This window comes from Geobacter sp. SVR (assembly GCF_016865365.1).
GTDB lineage: Bacteria > Desulfobacterota > Desulfuromonadia > Geobacterales > Pseudopelobacteraceae > Pelotalea.
Genome location: NZ_AP024469.1, coordinates 2,174,751 through 2,191,279, shown reverse-complemented (window position 1 = coordinate 2,191,279; position 16,529 = coordinate 2,174,751). Strand labels below are relative to the sequence as shown.

The 16,529-nt window shown below is 57.3% G+C and carries 15 protein-coding genes; 4 read left to right on the top strand and 11 right to left on the bottom strand.

Features of this window, described 5'->3' with window-relative positions; genetic code table 11:
* Positions 1-9: 9 nt before the first annotated feature.
* The 11 genes from GSVR_RS10145 to GSVR_RS10095 form a co-directional block, all read right to left on the bottom strand.
* The gene (locus GSVR_RS10145; protein ID WP_173199591.1) at positions 10-375 is read right to left on the bottom strand and encodes a response regulator; all 366 of its coding nucleotides are present in this window, start codon (positions 373-375) and stop codon (positions 10-12) included.
* Positions 372-737, bottom strand: coding sequence for an STAS domain-containing protein (locus tag GSVR_RS10140; protein ID WP_173199593.1), 366 nt, complete (start codon positions 735-737; stop codon positions 372-374). Before GSVR_RS10140 ends, GSVR_RS10145 begins: the two co-directional genes overlap by 4 nt.
* A 60-nt stretch (positions 738-797) precedes the next feature.
* On the bottom strand, positions 798-2,648 hold the full coding sequence (locus tag GSVR_RS10135; RefSeq protein ID WP_173199595.1) for a methyl-accepting chemotaxis protein: 1,851 nt from the start codon (positions 2,646-2,648) through the stop codon (positions 798-800).
* 19 nt (positions 2,649-2,667) lie between these two features.
* Positions 2,668-3,066 carry a response regulator gene (locus GSVR_RS10130; protein WP_173199597.1) on the bottom strand — a complete coding sequence of 133 codons (399 nt, stop codon included), beginning with the start codon at positions 3,064-3,066 and terminating at the stop codon, positions 2,668-2,670.
* A gap of 35 nt (positions 3,067-3,101) precedes the next feature.
* Positions 3,102-4,304: a hybrid sensor histidine kinase/response regulator gene (locus tag GSVR_RS10125; RefSeq protein ID WP_173199599.1), complete on the bottom strand. Its 1,203-nt coding sequence runs from the start codon at positions 4,302-4,304 to the stop codon at positions 3,102-3,104.
* 17 nt (positions 4,305-4,321) lie between these two features.
* Positions 4,322-4,792, bottom strand: a complete 471-nt coding sequence (locus tag GSVR_RS10120) for a cytochrome P460 family protein (protein ID WP_173199601.1) — start codon at positions 4,790-4,792, stop codon at positions 4,322-4,324.
* A gap of 223 nt (positions 4,793-5,015) precedes the next feature.
* The gene (locus GSVR_RS10115; RefSeq protein WP_173199603.1) at positions 5,016-7,349 is read right to left on the bottom strand and encodes a PAS domain S-box protein; all 2,334 of its coding nucleotides are present in this window, start codon (positions 7,347-7,349) and stop codon (positions 5,016-5,018) included.
* Positions 7,350-7,496: 147 nt separating this feature from the next.
* Positions 7,497-9,164: a methyl-accepting chemotaxis protein gene (locus GSVR_RS10110; RefSeq protein WP_173199605.1), complete on the bottom strand. Its 1,668-nt coding sequence runs from the start codon at positions 9,162-9,164 to the stop codon at positions 7,497-7,499.
* Between the two features lie 35 nt (positions 9,165-9,199).
* Positions 9,200-9,679 carry a chemotaxis protein CheW gene (locus tag GSVR_RS10105; RefSeq protein ID WP_173199607.1) on the bottom strand — a complete coding sequence of 160 codons (480 nt, stop codon included), beginning with the start codon at positions 9,677-9,679 and terminating at the stop codon, positions 9,200-9,202.
* 341 nt (positions 9,680-10,020) lie between these two features.
* Positions 10,021-11,715 carry a sigma-54-dependent Fis family transcriptional regulator gene (locus GSVR_RS10100; RefSeq protein ID WP_239077511.1) on the bottom strand — a complete coding sequence of 565 codons (1,695 nt, stop codon included), beginning with the start codon at positions 11,713-11,715 and terminating at the stop codon, positions 10,021-10,023.
* 128 nt (positions 11,716-11,843) lie between these two features.
* Complete coding sequence (locus GSVR_RS10095; RefSeq protein ID WP_173199609.1) at positions 11,844-13,514, bottom strand: methyl-accepting chemotaxis protein; 1,671 nt, start codon at positions 13,512-13,514, stop codon at positions 11,844-11,846.
* Between the two features lie 333 nt (positions 13,515-13,847).
* Here GSVR_RS10095 and GSVR_RS10090 point away from each other — a divergent pair, with 333 nt between their 5' ends.
* Genes GSVR_RS10090 through GSVR_RS10075 form a run of 4 tightly spaced genes read left to right on the top strand, consistent with a single transcriptional unit; the run spans position 13,848 to position 16,496 of the window.
* Positions 13,848-14,318 (top strand): cytidine/deoxycytidylate deaminase family protein, encoded by a 471-nt coding sequence (locus tag GSVR_RS10090; RefSeq protein WP_173199611.1) that lies wholly within the window; start codon positions 13,848-13,850, stop codon positions 14,316-14,318.
* Entirely contained in the window at positions 14,315-14,767 is a 453-nt protein-coding gene (gene nrdR / locus GSVR_RS10085; protein WP_173199613.1) for a transcriptional regulator NrdR, read from the top strand. Before GSVR_RS10090 ends, nrdR begins: the two co-directional genes overlap by 4 nt.
* Entirely contained in the window at positions 14,764-15,870 is a 1,107-nt protein-coding gene (ribD, locus tag GSVR_RS10080) for a bifunctional diaminohydroxyphosphoribosylaminopyrimidine deaminase/5-amino-6-(5-phosphoribosylamino)uracil reductase RibD (protein ID WP_173199615.1), read from the top strand. The genes nrdR and ribD overlap by 4 nt, the downstream gene beginning before the upstream one ends.
* A complete protein-coding gene (locus tag GSVR_RS10075) occupies positions 15,855-16,496 on the top strand; it encodes a riboflavin synthase (protein WP_173199617.1) in 642 nt (213 codons plus the stop codon). Before ribD ends, GSVR_RS10075 begins: the two co-directional genes overlap by 16 nt.
* The last annotated feature ends 33 nt before the right edge of the window (positions 16,497-16,529 follow it).

Below are 16,529 nucleotides of genomic sequence, written 5' to 3'. Positions count from 1 at the left end.
TACGCTCGCTCAACCGAGAACTTTTTTGACCACGGCGATCAACTGTTCGGGTTTGAAAGGTTTGACGATCCAGCCCGTTGCCCCGGCCGCCTTGCCCTCGCTTTTCTTCGCGTCCTGGGATTCCGTGGTGAGCATGATGATGGGGATAAACTTGTTGATCCCGCCGGAGCGCACGCCTTTGATCAGGTCGAGGCCGTTCGCGTTGGGCATGTTGAGGTCAGTAATCAGCATGTCGACCTTCTGACCGGCCAGTTTGGCAAGCGCATCCCTGCCATCCACCGCCTCGACGACATCGTAACCGTTCTGCTTGAGCGTGAAACACACCATCTGACGCACACTGGCCGAGTCATCGGCCGTCATGATAACCTTACTCATTGCTTCCCTCCTCCAAACCATGTACAGGGTTCATTGTTGTTCCGGCTGCAGACTGATCCCATCCGCGCGCCGATATTGCCGACAAATGTCCGTATGCTGTCGGGCAGTCCGTCTTCCGGCTGAAACGCAAGACGCCCTTCGGCCGCCGTCCTGCAGGCGGAACAGATAATCTGAAGAATGGATATATCCACCTGGACGAGCTGCCGGGCATCCAGAAGGACCGTCGGGGCATCGCGAAGGGCCGCAGTCAGCACCTCTCGGAATTCGGCCGCATCCTCGATATTCAGGGTGCCGTTCAGGGATACGGTCACAGATGATCCGTCGGCTGCCGAATGCTTAACGATCTTGTGATCTTTCATCATCTTCTCCCGCGCCTGTGCAAGTCACAGAAAATCAAAAAGCTGCATCCCTTCAGCCAATTCCTAAAAAAGGTCCACATTATCACCAAATTCCGCTTCGCTGCCGTTCGGCTCGGTCCGTTGCACCGCGACAGGCTCCCTGCCTGCCCCACCGGCCCGGCTTTTAGCGATGGCTTCGTGGATATGCCGTTCGCTCTGCATGGTGTAACGCTCCTGCAAGTGGCGCAGGTTGTTCTTGAATTCGGTGCTGGCCGGCTCACGCTCCCTGGCCTGGACCTTGATTTCCTCCAGGGTGGCAAGTACTTCTCCCGTCATGGCCGCGGCCTTTTCGTGGGCATTGATGCCGGAGGTCGTTCTTTCAATATCCCTGCCCAGGCTCAGGACCTTCCCGTTCAGAGCGGAAAGCTGTTCTTCCTGCTCGGCATTCATGTGTTCAAGGGTTACCAGAACCTTCGTCAGATCCTCTTCCAGAGCGGTTATCCGTGCTGCGGAAATCTGATCGTCGTCCCCGGCGTCCTCAAAAAGATGACCGGTTTCCTCGTTGATTCTGATCAGTATCTGCGAAACCGATTCGGTCTGGGCAACCGCATCCACCGACAGCCGCTTGATCGCCTCGGCCAGCACCCCCAGGGCCGCCCCTTCGGTGCCCGTGTGGGCTGCTTTTATCTGCGAATTGAGTGCGATCAGGTCGATTTCGGAACCGATGTCTTCGATATCAGTGACAAAGCCGGTAATTTGTCCGATGGTTTCCGCAACGCTCTTCATAGTAGCCGACATGTCACGGTCCGACTGAGCGCATCGGGCAAGCACCGCTGTTACGGCCGAAAGTCCGCGGCGCATCTCCTCGATGAAAGAATGTCCCGAAGAACCTGCCGCACCGGTAACGGACAGGGTTTGTGTCGTCATGTGCGACTGCTTGCTGGCGATATCGAGCAGATTTTCCCTCACCGAATCGACCGCCGCGGACAGCTCCGCAGAGGCATGACTCAGCTGAGCTGCCTGGAGTTCGCATACATCGCCTGTTTCAACTACCAGGCCGCGGTATTGTCCAGCCTCTGCCGTACGCTCCCCCTGGGCCTCATAATCGGCGGTCAACACCTCCAGCGCTTCGACAATATGCTCGATCTGCTGCCTGGTCATATCGTGCGCCTGCAGGGAAGCCACCACTTCGCCTATGTTCCGCGAAATTTCGCCGGAAACGGAGGAGATGAGTTCCCCGGAGCGGCTGCACTGTTCGTTGACCGCGCTCAACTGCTCGAGACAGGCCGAAATATTGTTCAGAACGGAATTGACCTCGCTGCCTTGGGAGGATTCAGTCGATCGTACAATACGCAGGTCGTCGTTGATGATGGTTATCAGTCCCTGGCGATGAGCGAGGATATTTCCCGATTTGTCATTGACCAAGTGGGAGAGTTTTTCCACATCCATCGCAAGCGTGAGGAAACCGCTGCCCTTCTCGCCAATGCGGGCGCTCTCGATCTTGGTGGAGGTACTCAGCATCCGCAGCACCTTGTACATCTTCTGGAATCCCTCCAGTGGCTGGGACACCTGGTCAAGCAGTCCGGAGATCTTCTCCAGAACAGCATAATTGGCCTGGCTTTGTTCGCGCTCGCCGGCCAAGTAGGCCCCCATGTCCGCGATCATTTCACGGAGCCTGGCAACAACCGAATGGGCTCTTTCACCCGAGACGGTTTCAACCAGTTGATTGGCCATCGAAGCGATCTCCGATGAGCGGAGATAAAATTCCTGTAACTGGGAACCGATCTGCAGGAATTCATCTTCAGTCGTTCCTGCTACCATGCGAAGAGTATCGATGGAAGGCAAAACCTTCATCTTCCACGAAGCCAGCACATCGGTATGATCGGGCTGGGATGAAGGGGAACCGGTAGAGAATTGTAGGGGCGTTGAAGACATTTCGGATTCCTGTAGGGTTTCAGGTAATGAGTTGGAGTTGCCGCAATTCCTGCATCAATTTTTGTCTCGTGATGGGCTTCACCAGATATGAGGTCGCTCCCCCCCGGTAATAGGAAGAGATCACGCTATGGGGGTCATCCAGGGCAGTGGTCATGATCACCTTGACCTCATGGGGCTGGGGAACTCCCATTTCAACCTCGAACTGCCGGATCTGACGCAGGGCTTCCTGTCCATCCATGGAGGGCATCATGATATCCATGCAGATCAGGTCGTAGGGGCGCCTGCCCTCGTGGGACAGGCGGAAGGAGGCCACGGCCTCTTCCCCGTTGATGGCGATGTCGCAGTCGAAATGACCGCTCAGGAGGTCTTTCAGTATTCGGCGGGAAATGAAGTCATCCTCTGCTATCAGGCATTTCACATGCTTCTCCTTTGAACAGCCACTGTGCAGATTCGTCAAACATGCATCAGGAAATGGAAACTGCTACCCTGTCCCTCAACGCTGGTGGCGCTGAGGTCGCCATTGAGTAGCAGCGAGATCTGGCGCGCGATGCTGAGTCCGAGCCCGGCACCGCCGTACCGGCGTGTCAGCGAACTGTCCACCTGGGTAAAGGGATCGAAGATGCGCTCAAGCATGTCCTCAGGTATGCCTATACCGCTGTCGCTCACGCAGAAACGGACGGCGCCCCTCCCGTCCTTGTTCTGCTCCGAAACATCCAGCCGGACGAAGCCCTGCTCGGTGAATTTGAGGGAATTCCCCAGCAGGATATCCAGCAGACGCGACAACTTTTCCCGGTCGCACATGATCCGCTCCGGCAACGCGGAGTCAATCAGCACGTCGAATGCCAGCCCCTTGGCGGCGAACTGCGGGCGATGCTCACGTGCCACCGCCCCGATGGTGCCGGCGATATCCATCCAGGCATTCGGCACGACAGGGGAACGCGTCGTACCATCGGCAAAGGAAAGCAGCCGGTCGATCAGGTCAAGCATGTTGTCGGAGGCCTGCCGCGCAAGCACGGCATACTCGCGCCGGGAGCCTGTCAGCTCTTCATCCATCAACAGTTCCAGCGCACCGATAACTCCGTTCATGGGGGTCCGCATCTCGTGGGTGATCGTTGACATGAAACGGTTTTTCTGCTGGGTTGCCGTGAACAGCGCCTCCCTGGCGGCATCCAGTTCCGCAAGGGTTTCTTTCAGTTCATTGGTGCGCCGGATAACGGTCTTTTCAAGCTCTGCATTGTAGTTTCTCTCGAGGCGCCGCAAATAGCTGAATTTGATGGCCTTGGCAATCACTGAGTCGAGATGGGCAAAATCGAACGGTTTATGAATAAAATCAAAAGCGCCGTTCTTGATGGCATCGACAGCATACTGAAGTTTGGCGTATCCGGTCATGATGATGACCGGCACATCAGGCAAGCGTTCGTGCACCTTTCCCAGAAAGGTGATGCCGTCTTCACCCGGCATGGTCACATCGGTCAGAATGACGTCGAATTCGCTTTCGCTTATGACGTCATAGGCTTCGGCCGGACAGGAGGCCGTGCGGACCGGGGCGCCATATTTACCGAGGTGATGGGCAAGTATGCAGAGAATCCCCTCTTCATCATCCACGACAAGGATCCTGGCCGGTTCGCCGTTCAGTGACCTGATACCGTCCGTCATGCCTGCTCCGGCCTTCACTATTTGACTTTGAAATCTTTGATGGTGGAAATGACGTAGTCCTTCTCGGCGGCATCCTTCTTATGGCAACCGAAGCAGGTGGTGACCGGATTCATTCCGCTCGGTTTTCCGTCTGCACCGTATCCCGCGAACAGCCACCCTCCGGTTTCTTTCACGCGCTTATCCTTGCGCATCAGGACGACCATGTTTTTGGCGCCATCCTCCGGAGAACCATCCTTGATGTTGTAAAAGTCCACGACGATCGTGCTTCCTTCCGGGAAGCGGTTACCTGCCCGATAGCCCTGCATGGCCTTTTTATCGGCATAGATGTAGTGAATGCCATAGAAGAGCGAGCTTTTCTCGGTTACCACCTTACGCTCGCTTTTCTGCCATTGCACGTAACCCTTCGGAAGGGGGGGGGACGCAGCCGCCACAACCAGGGAAGGGAGCAGTGCGAGTGTGGTCGCGCAGGAAATCAGTATCTTCTTCATAATAATTAGTCCTCCGATCTTTTTTTCTGTCGCTCTGCCGCCGGAGTGCCGGGAGGAGTGCGGGGCGAACCGGCACCACGGAGACGGCACTCCGTTCTTCGATAGGCACTTCTACCATGCACCGCAACAAATCTGTCAACGTCCGAAAACCACACCGGTTGCGGCATTTCGGCACTCAGGGCGCCGGATCGTGCTCTTCGTGTGATTCTTCAAACAACCGTCATCAACTACCTAGTATCTCTCTGATCTTTCGCAGAAGCGCAATCGGCTGAACCGGTTTCATGAGGATGTTGGCACCATCGTCCATATCTCCGCGATGCCGGATGATGTCGGATGTGTAACCGCTGATGAACAGAATTTTCACCCCCGGCTTGAGCTGTTGGATTTTCTCGGCCGCCTCGCGACCGTTGAGCCCGGGCATGATGATGTCCATCAGAACCAGCTCGACCTTCTCGCGGTTGGCTTTAAATTTTTCGATGCCATCCTGACCGTCCACTGCCAGGATAACCTCGAAATTGAATTGCCTGAGGACCGTTTCCACAATTTTGCGGACCGCAGGTTCATCCTCGACCACCAGTATGGTTTCCCCCCCCGGGCCGAGACTGGGTGCTGAATAATCCCTCCCGTGCGCCACCGGTTCCTGCCCCAGAAGAGGCAGATAGATTTTAAAGGTCGTGCCCCGGCCGGGTTCGCTGGACACGGTGATGAAGCCGTTGTGCTGTTTTATGACGCCGTAAGCGATGGAGAGCCCCAGACCGGTCCCTTTGCCCACATCCTTGGTAGTGTAGAAAGGTTCGAAGATCCTTTTGCGGATCTCTTCATCCATGCCGCTGCCGGTGTCCACAACGGTTATCAGGGCATAGCGTCCCGGCACCCCTTCACCGTGGCGTTCCACAAAGGCGGCATCGAGATCACACTCCGACGTGGTTATGTTCAGCAATCCCCCTTTGGGCATCGCATCACGGGCATTGGTCGCCAGGTTCATCAGGACCTGGTCGATTTGCGCCTGATCGACGAACACCCTGAGCGGCTTATCGCAGCAGACCGACTCAAGCCGGATATCCTCGCCGATGATCCGGATCAGGAATCGCTGAAGATTTCGCACGATTTCATTGAGGTTGTGGGGCTGGGAATTCAGGGTTTCCTTCCTGCTGAAGGCCAGCAACCCCTGGGTCAGGTTGGCGGCACGTTCGGCCGAGACGATGACCTGGTCCAGATTGAAACGCGTTTCAGAATCGGCAACGGCATTCTGCCTCATCAGGGTACAGTACCCGAGAATGACGGTGAGAATGTTGTTGAAGTCGTGAGCAACACCGCCGGCCAACTGCCCGATTGCCTCCATCTTTTGGGCATGTCGCAACTGAATTTCCAACTGCTGCTTGTCCGTTATGTCGATACCGATGCTGGCAACACCTGCAACAACGTTATCCGCATTGCGCAGCAAGGTTCTGTTCCATACGATCGTGCGGCTGGCCCCGGAGCGGCACAGGATCGGGTACTCCAGGTTGTACGACAAATCCCCGTTCAGGATGCCCGACGTGAAAAGCCCTTTACGGGTGGCCCGCATGTCGGTAGAAACGAATCGCTCGAACCAGTCCGTCCCGATCACCTCGTCATGTTTCCAGCCCGTGAGATCGAGAAGGAAATCGTTACAGAATTCGATGTTCCCGAGGGGATCAAGTATCACTGCGACCAGGTTGATATTCTTGAGTACCTCCCGGAACCGCTGTTCCGAGAGTTGCCGCATCTGCTCAGCATGCTTCAGTGTGGTAATGTCGCGGATTATGGCGGTGTAGCAGTAGGCGCCATCCTGGCCGGTCCAGCTCGACAGGGAGAACTGTACCGGAAATTCCCTGCCGTCACTCCTCAGAGCCATTGTGCTGATCTGACCAGCCGAGCAGCCCCCCCCGGCCGCTTTCCAGGCAGCAACACCGGCGCGGTGTGCTTTTCTCGATTTCTCCGGTATCAGTACCTCCAATAACCGCCCGGGCAGATCAGTGTGCTCGTACCCGAACATGTCAGCGGCTGACCGGTTGCAGAAGATGATCCTGCCATCTTCATCCACGGAGATGATGGCATCGGCAGCGGTTTCAGTGATCGATCTGAAGCGGGCTTCGGATTCGCGCAATTCTTCCTGCGCCCGGTCCTTTTCCACTCTCAGGCAATGTTCGCGGACAAGTGCGCGGCACAGACCGGGAAGCGAGGAAAGCGACACATCGCTTTTCACGATATAATCGGTCGCACCGGCCTTCATCGCCTCCACGGCAATAACTTCGTCGCCATGGCTCGTCAGCAGGACAAAAGGGGGCCTGGGCAAATACCTTTCGGCAGGCACGGCATGACGCCGCAGAATTTCCAGACCGGTACCGTCGGGCAACCGGTAGTCGCAGAGGATCACGGCCGGCATCGATACTTCCAGATGTTCGCAGGCGGAAGCAACAGAACCGGCCACGACAAGCTCCATCACATCCGGAGATGTTGCGAATGCGTAACGGACTAGTTCAACGTGTCCGGGATCGTCCTCAACAAGAAGAATAGTTTGACTGGCAGCCGTCACTGGTATGCTCCTGACATCCCATCATAATTAGATATCAACAGATGCATCACCAATCCGCCCATGACGGGCTATTGCGGGTGACGATCCGGTTTCGACACATTATCATGGCAAAGCCTGACCAGTAATAAAATTTTACTTCAAAAGCCGTTAAAATCTTTCGAATTCGTCGTCCAGATGGTCCCGGCCGCTCCCCATATCCAGGGCAATCCCCGAAAATTCCCTCCCGGAGGACCTGTCCGAACCCTTCACCACCGACGCGATCCGCACCGCCGTCCGCACGGGACGGCGCGCAGCGGCAACCTGCATTCTGCTGTCGATGCGGAAAAAGCCGATAGCATCCTTGAGCTGCTCAGCCTGCCCCGAAAGTTCTTCCGAGGTGGAGGCCATCTCCTCGGAGGCGGAGGCGTTCTGCTGAATGACGCTGTCCAGTTGCTGGATGGCCTTGCTGATCTGCTCGGCACCGCTGTCCTGCTCCCGGCTGGAGGCAGATATCTCCTGCACAAGCTCGGCCGTCTTCTGGATGTCAGGCACCATCTTGTTCAGCATCTCACCAGCAGTCTCCGCCACCTGGACGCTGCGTGTGGAAAGGGTACTGATTTCGCCGGCGGCAGCCTGGCTCCGCTCCGCCAGCTTGCGCACCTCCGAGGCGACCACGGCAAAACCCTTGCCGTGCTCGCCAGCACGGGCCGCTTCAATGGCGGCGTTCAGTGCCAGAAGGTTGGTCTGGCGGGCGATCTCCTCGATGATCGATATCTTGGTGGCAATCTCCTTCATGGCCACCACGGTTTCGGCTACTGCCGCACCACCATTGGCAGCGTCGGCAGCGCTTTTTACCGCAATCTTTTCGGTCTGACCGGAGTTGTCTGCATTCTGTCGGATGCTGGAACTCATCTCCTCCATCGAAGACGATATCTCCTCGGCGCTGGCAGCCTGTTCGGTGGCCCCTTGAGACAGCTGCTGGGCAGTGGCGGAAAGTTCCTGGCTGCCGCTGGCAACGTTGTCGGCAGCAACCATGACATCACCAACCACCTGCTTGAGCTTGTCGACCATGGTAGAGATGGCTGACATCATCTGGCCGGTTTCGTCGTTGGAACGGGAAGCGACCGTCATGGTCAGATCGCCGCTGGCCAATGCATTGGCAACACCAACCGCCTCACTGATCGGACGGGTGATGGAACGGGCAATAAATACCCCCAGGGCAACGGCCAGCAGAACACCACCGATCGCCAGGCCGGTCATCAGGCCGGAAGCCGCTTTTACTATTGCAGTATTTTCGGCGGCAATCAGACGGCCCTGTTTCAGTTTGGCCTCGACAAGTTTTTCGATCTGGGTCTGCAATTCGCGCGAGACCTTGCCTGCAGGTCCTTTCAGCAGTTCCTGAGCTTCGGCATTCTTGTTCTGCAACGCCAGCGCGACAACTTTGTCCAGCTCAGCGCCGTAGGCTGCGCGCAGTTTCGTGTACTCTTCGAACAGCTTGCGCCCCTCGTCGGTAAGAATCGTCTTCTCGAACGCCGCAACATGGGTGCTGTTTTCAGCCCTCAATTCCTTTATGCGCTCGGCGAATTTCTGTTTTTCATCCAGCGTGGCGGCTGTGATGACATCACGTGAATTGACGCGTATCCTCTGGAAGTTGGTGGAGATATCTCCGAGATCACCCAGCGGCACTGCGATTCTCTCGTAAAGCTTGGTATCAGCCTCCCCGATCTGATGAATCTTGCTGATGCCGATCATACCGATTACCCCGGCGATGAGAGCAACCGCAACAAATCCGACGATCAGTTTCGTGCCTATTTTAAGGTTGTTCAACCGCTGCATGGCCTGTCCTCCCCTGTTGGTACTTCAGAATTTCGTCAAGCTGCTTCCAGCGCTACAACGGCCAGCTCGTCACTGGAAAACAATTTGTCGATGTCTAGGATCATCACAAATCGGCCGTCCATCTTGCCCATGCCTTTGATGAAATCAGTGTTCAGGCGCGTACCGATGGTGGGGGCCGCCGCGATCTGCTCCGGCTCCATCTCGATCACCTCCTGCACACTGTCCGCCAGGGCGCCCAGAACGATCACCTCTCCATCCATCTGCACCTCGACCACTATAATGCAGGTATTGACCGTTTTTTCCGATCGGCTCATGCCAAATTTCAGCCGCAGATCAATAACCGGCACCACACTTCCGCGCAGATTTATGACCCCCCGCATGTAATCCGGCGTCTGCGGCACCTTGGTGATCGCGTTCTCCTCCAGAATTTCACGTACCTTGGCCACATCCAGGGCAAAAACTTCATCTTCCAGCTTGAACGTCAGATACTGGCTGGTCTCAATCGATGTTTCCATAGGCAGGCCCCCCTGTTACATAAATGTCATCAACCACAGTTATCCAATGTTTGTGCCAGAACGGGGGTCGAAGCGGGTTTCCGGAAGGACGGAGCCGACAACGTCGGAAATCTTTATGGCATTTCACGGACAGAACCGGGGTAAGCGAAGAATTACGGATCTGGACAGAAAAGACCGACTGGGATGAGGGAGGAGAACCAGGGACTCAGAAAAGGCGGGTGATGGGATTGTGGATGTGATGTGCCGGCAGGCGAAACATCTTGTGACACAGCCTGATGTGTGACACGTCACAATGTCACATATGACATGTCACACAACAACAAACACACCTCTGTGACAGGTTAGCCTGACAGGCGCCGGTACACCGTGCGGCGGCTGATACCGAGCAAACGTGCTGCCCGGCTTTTGTTTCCACCGGCCATGGCGAGGGCTTCATCAAGGCCGAGATCAGAGGGGGGAGCGGGCTGGACAGGAGAAGCAGTGATCGCCCGAACGTCGCTCCGCAGGTCCTGCGGGAGATCGTCAACCGTGATGACATCGGAACGGCACAATATGCAGGCATGTTCGATAACATGTTCCAACTGGCGCACGTTGCCGGGCCAATCGTATCGCAGAAACAGTGCAAAGACATCATCCGAGAAGGCCCGTATGGATTTGCCGAAGACGCAGGTGAACGTCTTCAGAAAATGCTCGGCAAGCAGCGGCAGGTCGTCGAGGCGGTCCCTGAGGGGGGGCAACTCCAATCGAACCACGTTGATCCTGAAATAAAGATCCTGGCGAAAGGTCCCCTGACGCACCTTTTCCGCCAGATCCTGATTAGTTGCGGCAATGACCCGCACATCCACCTTGATCGGCGCAGAGCCCCCCACCCGCTCGACCTCCCGCTCCTGAAGCACCCGCAGCAACCGCATCTGCATGGCAGGCGAGATATCGCCGATTTCGTCAAGCAGCAGGGTACCGCCATTGGCCTTTTCAAAGCGTCCTGCCTTGTTGGCAATGGCCCCGGTGAAGGCCCCCCGCACATGTCCGAACAGCTCGCTCTCCAGCAGGGTTTCCGACAACGCCGAACAGTTCACCGTTACCAGCGGGCCCGACTTGCGGCGGCCGCTGACATGAAGTGCAGCCGCAACCAGCTCCTTTCCGGTTCCGCTCTCGCCGTTTATGAGCACCGTTGTGTGAACATCGGAAAGGGCCTCGATCAGCGAATAGATCTTCTGCATGCCCGCGTTGCGCCCAATCAGGCCGTGGAACTGGTCCCGCTGCTGGAGAACCCGCTCCAGGGCATCCAGACGGGTTTCATCCCTGAGGACCGCCACGGCCCCTTTTATGGTGCCATCGGCCTCAGTCACCGGCGTGGCCCGGAAGCTCAATATGCGGCTGGTGCCATGCCCCGCTTTGCGGCACTCGAAACGATCCAACTGCTGAGATGTGCCGGTCGTCATCGTCTCGATCAATGCATGCCTACATACACCGCCGCAGCCAAAGTTGATGTCCATGAGCGAGCAGCCTGTCTGCCCGTCATGATATCCGCACATCGCCGCAGCCGCCGAATTGTACTGAATCAGGCGCTGTTCGTTATCAACCATGATGATGGCATCGGAAACACTGCTGAAGATGGCATTCAGGTTAGCCCGGGTGCGTTCCTGCTCGTCGGCGAGCAATTTACTTTTAAGGGCGTGCCGGGCAATGGCAGCCAGGGTCTCGTACCTGACCGGCTTGACGATATAATCGAATGCCCCCAGACGCACCGCAGTTGCAGCCGATCCCACATCAGGCCGGCCGGTGATCATCACAACCTGAATGCCGGGAAAAAATCCGCGAATTTCGCGCAGCAGGTCGATCCCGTTATCTGTACCCAGCATGATGTCGAGGAAGACCACGGCGTAATCGTTGCGGCTCAGCAGCTCGAGCGTTTCCGTCCGACTGCCGGCAGTATCGACCCGATAGCCCTCCGCCTCCAAAAGACGCGCCAGCGTGAGCCGCACCCCCTCCTCGTCATCCGTTACCAGAATGCGCTGGAGCACTTCGTTTGTCATGGTGTCATCCCTGTCCCTGCCCGTGAATTCATGCGTTTATAGCACACAACACGAATCGCAAACAACAGAGATAACGGTAATTTACCGCTTCGGCCAACAAAGGGCCGGAAGCTATCTGGTACGACCCTCTAAAATCTTTCGAATTCGTCGTCCAGGTGGTCCCGGCCGCTCCCCATATCCAGGGCAATCCCCGAAAATTCCCTCCCGGAGGACCTGTCCGAACCCTTCACCACCGGCGCGATCCGCACCGCCGTCCGCACGGGACGGCGCGCAGCAGCAACCTGCATTCTGCCGTCGATGCGGAAAAAGCCGATCGCGTCCTTGAGCTGCTCAGCCTGCCCCGAAAGTTCTTCCGAGGTGGAGGCCATCTCCTCGGAGGCGGAGGCGTTCTGCTGAATGACGCTGTCCAGTTGCTGGATGGCCTTGCTGATCTGCTCGGCACCGCTGTCCTGCTCCCGGCTGGAGGCAGATATCTCCTGCACAAGCTCGGCCGTCTTCTGGATGTCAGGCACCATCTTGTTCAGCATCTCACCGGCAGTCTCCGCCACCTGGACGCTGCGCGTGGAAAGGGTACTGATTTCGCCGGCGGCAGCCTGGCTCCGCTCCGCCAGCTTGCGCACCTCCGAGGCGACCACGGCAAAACCCTTGCCGTGCTCGCCAGCACGGGCCGCTTCAATGGCGGCGTTCAGTGCCAGAAGGTTGGTCTGGCGGGCGATCTCCTCGATGATCGATATCTTGGTGGCAATCTCCTTCATGGCCACCACGGTTTCGGCTACCGCCGCACCACCATTGGCAGCGTCGGCAGCGCTTTTTACCGCAATCTTTTCGGTCTGGCCGGAGTTGTCCGCATTCTGGCGGATGCTGGAACTCATCTCCTCCATCGAAGACGATATTTCCTCGGCGCTGGCAGCCTGTTCGGTGGCCCCCTGGGACAGCTGCTGGGCAGTGGCGGAAAGTTCCTGGCTGCCGCTGGCAACGTTGTCGGCAGCAACCATGACATCACCAACCACCTGCTTGAGCTTGTCGACCATCTGTGCCAGGGCGGCCATCATGACACCGGTTTCGTCCCTGCTGTCCGACGTGACCGCTATGTTCAGGTCTCCGGCCGCCAGGGCATTGGCTATACCGACCGCTCTGTCGAGCGGCGCTACGATGCTCCGTGTCAGGAATACTGCTGTCAGGACCGCCGCCAGAATGGCAACCCCTCCGAACGCGAGCATGAAATTGCGTGCGGAGGTGTAGGCTGCCACTGCTTCCGCATACCGCATTTCGCTGCGCTCGTTATTATGCCTGACAAGTTCTTCCATCAGGGCAAAGGCTTTGTTGATAGCCGACAGCGCCTCCCGATTGAGCAGCGCCGTCGCTTCGTCCTCTTTGCCGGCCATAGTCAGCTCAACCACCTTGTTGTTGAGCGGCTTGGCCACCTCCAGCGCCGCCTTGACGCCACTGATCAGTTCCTGCCCCTTCTTGTCATCCTTGTTGGTCATCTCTTCCATCTTTTTAAAGCTCTCGCCGTATTTCTCCCGAGACGACTTGATACCATTCAGCAACTCCTGCCGTTTTTCCGGCTCTCGTGTGAGGAGCAGATCTCTCATTGCCGTCATGATATCGTTGAATTTGTCGACCATGTTATTGCAATGTTCCACCCGCACATTGTTGACCTTGACAATATGGTCCGTGCTTTTCTGAATCTTCTGCATGTTGGAGATCCCGATAAAAACGAGCACCACCATCAGGGCCAGAATAATCCCGAACCCTAGTCCCAGCCTTTTCCCGATCTTCATGTTTTTGAACATCATACGCCTCCTTAAAGACTTGGTCATCACAGCACAAGCCGGCAACCGGTGTCATGACAGAACCAAAGATCATGCCAACAATGGCAGTTCAACACAGAACAAATATATTCATTGAACTATTTTCTCTTTGTCCCGCAGCGCTGCCTGAAAGCGGGAGGAAACCGGCTACTAATCATGTCGTGACACCTGTCACCCGCGTTGCCGCATATTTCAGCTCAGGTACTCCGATATCGAGCTTTCCTCAAAGGGAGAGAACGTCCGGCAACCATAGAATGTTGACCTTACAGGCATATTGGAGTAATTTACGTAATTCACAAATTCTGGAGAACGAGACCTATGCAGCGTCCGACGTGGGATCAATACTTCATGGACATCACCAGGCTCGTGGCCACTCGCTCCACCTGTCTTCGCCGCCAGGTCGGAGCCCTGCTGGTCAAGGAGCGCAATATCCTGGCCACCGGCTACAATGGTGTCCCGACCGGCATTACCCACTGCGATGCGGCGGGCTGCCTGCGTGAGCGTCTCCAGGTGCCTTCGGGCGAGCGGCACGAACTCTGTCGGGGGCTGCACGCCGAGCAGAACGCCATCATCCAGGCTGCGCGTCATGGCGTAAATATCGATGGTGCGACGCTCTACTGTACGACCATGCCTTGTATCATCTGCACCAAGATGCTCATCAATGCTGGCATAAGACGGGTTGTCTACGGCGAAGGGTATGCCGATGACCTGGCCCGCCAAATGATCGCCGAAGCCACCATCGAAGTCATTCCTTTCAGCGAAACCAGAGGCGAGGTCGAAAAACAATGAAATGCCCGTTCTGCGGCAATCCGGACAGCAAGGTGGTCGATTCGCGCCCCGACAAGGGGGGCATAGCCATTCGGCGACGGCGGGAATGCGAACAGTGCGCCCGTCGCTTCACCACTCATGAGCGCATTGAGGAGATGCTGCCGCAGGTCTTCAAGAAGGATGGACGGCGTGAGCCTTTTGACCGCATGAAGATCATTTCCGGTATCAAAAAGGCCTGCGAGAAACGCCCCATTCCGGTCGAGGATATCGAGCGCATGGTCGACCGTCTGGAAGGCAGGCTGCAAGAATCGTCGGAAAAGGAAGTTTCCACCACTACCATCGGGGAATGGATCATGAAGGAACTGCACGACAAGGATGAAGTGGCGTACGTGCGTTTTGCATCGGTCTATCGCTCCTTTCGCGACATCGGCGAGTTCATGCAGGAGCTTCAGGACCTGCTGAAAAAATGATCGACATGGATTCTCGATATATGCAGCGGGCGCTGAAACTGGCCCGTAAAGGTGTCGGCCGCACGGCTCCCAATCCGGCAGTCGGATGCGTCATCGTGAAGGATGGCGTCATCGTCGGCGAAGGATGGCACCGCAAGGCCGGAGGACCGCACGCCGAGGTGCATGCCCTGGAGATGGCCGGCCGGGCAGCGCGCGGCGCCGATGTCTATGTCACCCTGGAACCCTGCTGCCACACCGGAAAAACCCCCCCCTGCTCGGATGCCCTCATTGCTGCCGGTGTGCGGCGGGTAGTTGCCGCCATGGGCGATCCCAACCCGCAGGTCAACGGCGGAGGCCTGCGCGCCCTGGCCCACGCCGGCATAGAAACAGCCTGCGGCATGCTCGAGGCTGAAGCCCGCGCTCTCAACCCCGCCTTCATCAAGCAGGTAACAACCGGATTGCCCTACGTGATCTACAAATGCGCCATGACTCTCGACGGCAAGATTGCTTCAGCTGCCGGAGATTCGCGCTGGATCAGCTGTGAAGAGTCGCGAAGAACGGTCCATCGCCTGCGTTCACGCTGCGATGCCGTAATGGTCGGAGTCGACACCGTCATAGCCGACGATCCGCAACTGACGGTACGGCATGTCAGGGGCAGGAGCCCGCTCAGGGTAATCGTGGACAGCACCCTGCGCACGCCGGAGAGCGCGCGCGTGCTGAGCGGCCCTCTTGGAAAAGGGACCATCCTCGCCACCACGGAAAGCAATAACATCATACACCGCCGCTACGAAAAGAGCGGTGCAGCCATACTGGTGTGCGAAGGACATGACGGCAAGGTGGATCTGAAGGACATGCTGCGCCGGCTCGGACAGCAGGGCATCCAGTCGCTCCTGCTGGAAGGGGGCAGCCGCCTTGCCGGAGCAGCCCTGGAGCAGGGGCTGATCGATGAGTGCCTCTTCTTCTATGCCCCCAAGGTGGTCGGCAGCGACGGATTCTCACCATTTGCCCTGACCGGCATCACCGGCATGGCACAGGCACTGCCGTTCAAGATCGTCGATGTGCGCCGGATCGCGTCTGACGTCGTCGTCACCGCACGGCCGGAGATACCATGTTTACAGGACTGATAGAAGGGACCGGACGCATTGCCTCCTTTGATCGGCGCGGAGCCGCTGCCGTTGTGCGTGTCGAAACCACCCTGACCGGCACCGGAATGGCCATCGGCGATTCCGTGGCGGTCAATGGCGTCTGCCTGACCGTTACGACAAAACAGGAAGGCACCCTGTGCTTCGACGCCTCACCCGAGTCGCTGGCCGGTACCACGTTGGGAAACCTGCGCTGCGGCAGCCAGGTCAATCTCGAGCGTGCCATGGCGCTTGGTAACCGTCTTGGGGGACATATCGTTACCGGGCATGTGGATTGTATTGCCAGACTGGCCCGTCTGCGCGAGGTTTCCGGCAATCGCGTCCTGGAATTCACCCTGCCGCCGGCATCGGCACGATACCTGGTGACAAAAGGGTCCGTCGCGATCGACGGCATCAGCCTGACCGTCAACACCGTCACGACAGACGGTTTCTCGGTCAACATCATTCCGCACACCTTTGCCCAGACCACCCTTGCCGGTATTGTGACCGGACAGGAGGTCAACATCGAAACCGATATAATCGGAAAGTACGTCGAGCGGTTGGTACAACCCTGGAAAGGCGGCGACGGACTGACGATGAAAACACTGGCGGAAAATGGTTTTCTGTGACGGCCGCTGCAGAGGCCTCCGCGCCACGAGCAT

What these genes read in the sequence shown, in the direction of transcription:
- GSVR_RS10145 (WP_173199591.1), bottom strand. Translation starts at nt 375, where the DNA reads ATGAGTAAGGTTATCATGACGGCCGATGACTCGGCCAGTGTGCGTCAG.
- GSVR_RS10140 (WP_173199593.1), bottom strand. Translation starts at nt 737, where the DNA reads ATGATGAAAGATCACAAGATCGTTAAGCATTCGGCAGCCGACGGATCA.
- GSVR_RS10135 (WP_173199595.1), bottom strand. Translation starts at nt 2,648, where the DNA reads ATGTCTTCAACGCCCCTACAATTCTCTACCGGTTCCCCTTCATCCCAG.
- GSVR_RS10125 (WP_173199599.1), bottom strand. Translation starts at nt 4,304, where the DNA reads ATGACGGACGGTATCAGGTCACTGAACGGCGAACCGGCCAGGATCCTT.
- GSVR_RS10120 (WP_173199601.1), bottom strand. Translation starts at nt 4,792, where the DNA reads ATGAAGAAGATACTGATTTCCTGCGCGACCACACTCGCACTGCTCCCT.
- GSVR_RS10110 (WP_173199605.1), bottom strand. Translation starts at nt 9,164, where the DNA reads ATGCAGCGGTTGAACAACCTTAAAATAGGCACGAAACTGATCGTCGGA.
- GSVR_RS10105 (WP_173199607.1), bottom strand. Translation starts at nt 9,679, where the DNA reads ATGGAAACATCGATTGAGACCAGCCAGTATCTGACGTTCAAGCTGGAA.
- GSVR_RS10100 (WP_239077511.1), bottom strand. Translation starts at nt 11,715, where the DNA reads ATGACAAACGAAGTGCTCCAGCGCATTCTGGTAACGGATGACGAGGAG.
- GSVR_RS10095 (WP_173199609.1), bottom strand. Translation starts at nt 13,514, where the DNA reads ATGATGTTCAAAAACATGAAGATCGGGAAAAGGCTGGGACTAGGGTTC.
- GSVR_RS10090 (WP_173199611.1), top strand. Translation starts at nt 13,848, where the DNA reads ATGCAGCGTCCGACGTGGGATCAATACTTCATGGACATCACCAGGCTC.
- nrdR (WP_173199613.1), top strand. Translation starts at nt 14,315, where the DNA reads ATGAAATGCCCGTTCTGCGGCAATCCGGACAGCAAGGTGGTCGATTCG.
- ribD (WP_173199615.1), top strand. Translation starts at nt 14,764, where the DNA reads ATGATCGACATGGATTCTCGATATATGCAGCGGGCGCTGAAACTGGCC.
- GSVR_RS10075 (WP_173199617.1), top strand. Translation starts at nt 15,855, where the DNA reads ATGTTTACAGGACTGATAGAAGGGACCGGACGCATTGCCTCCTTTGAT.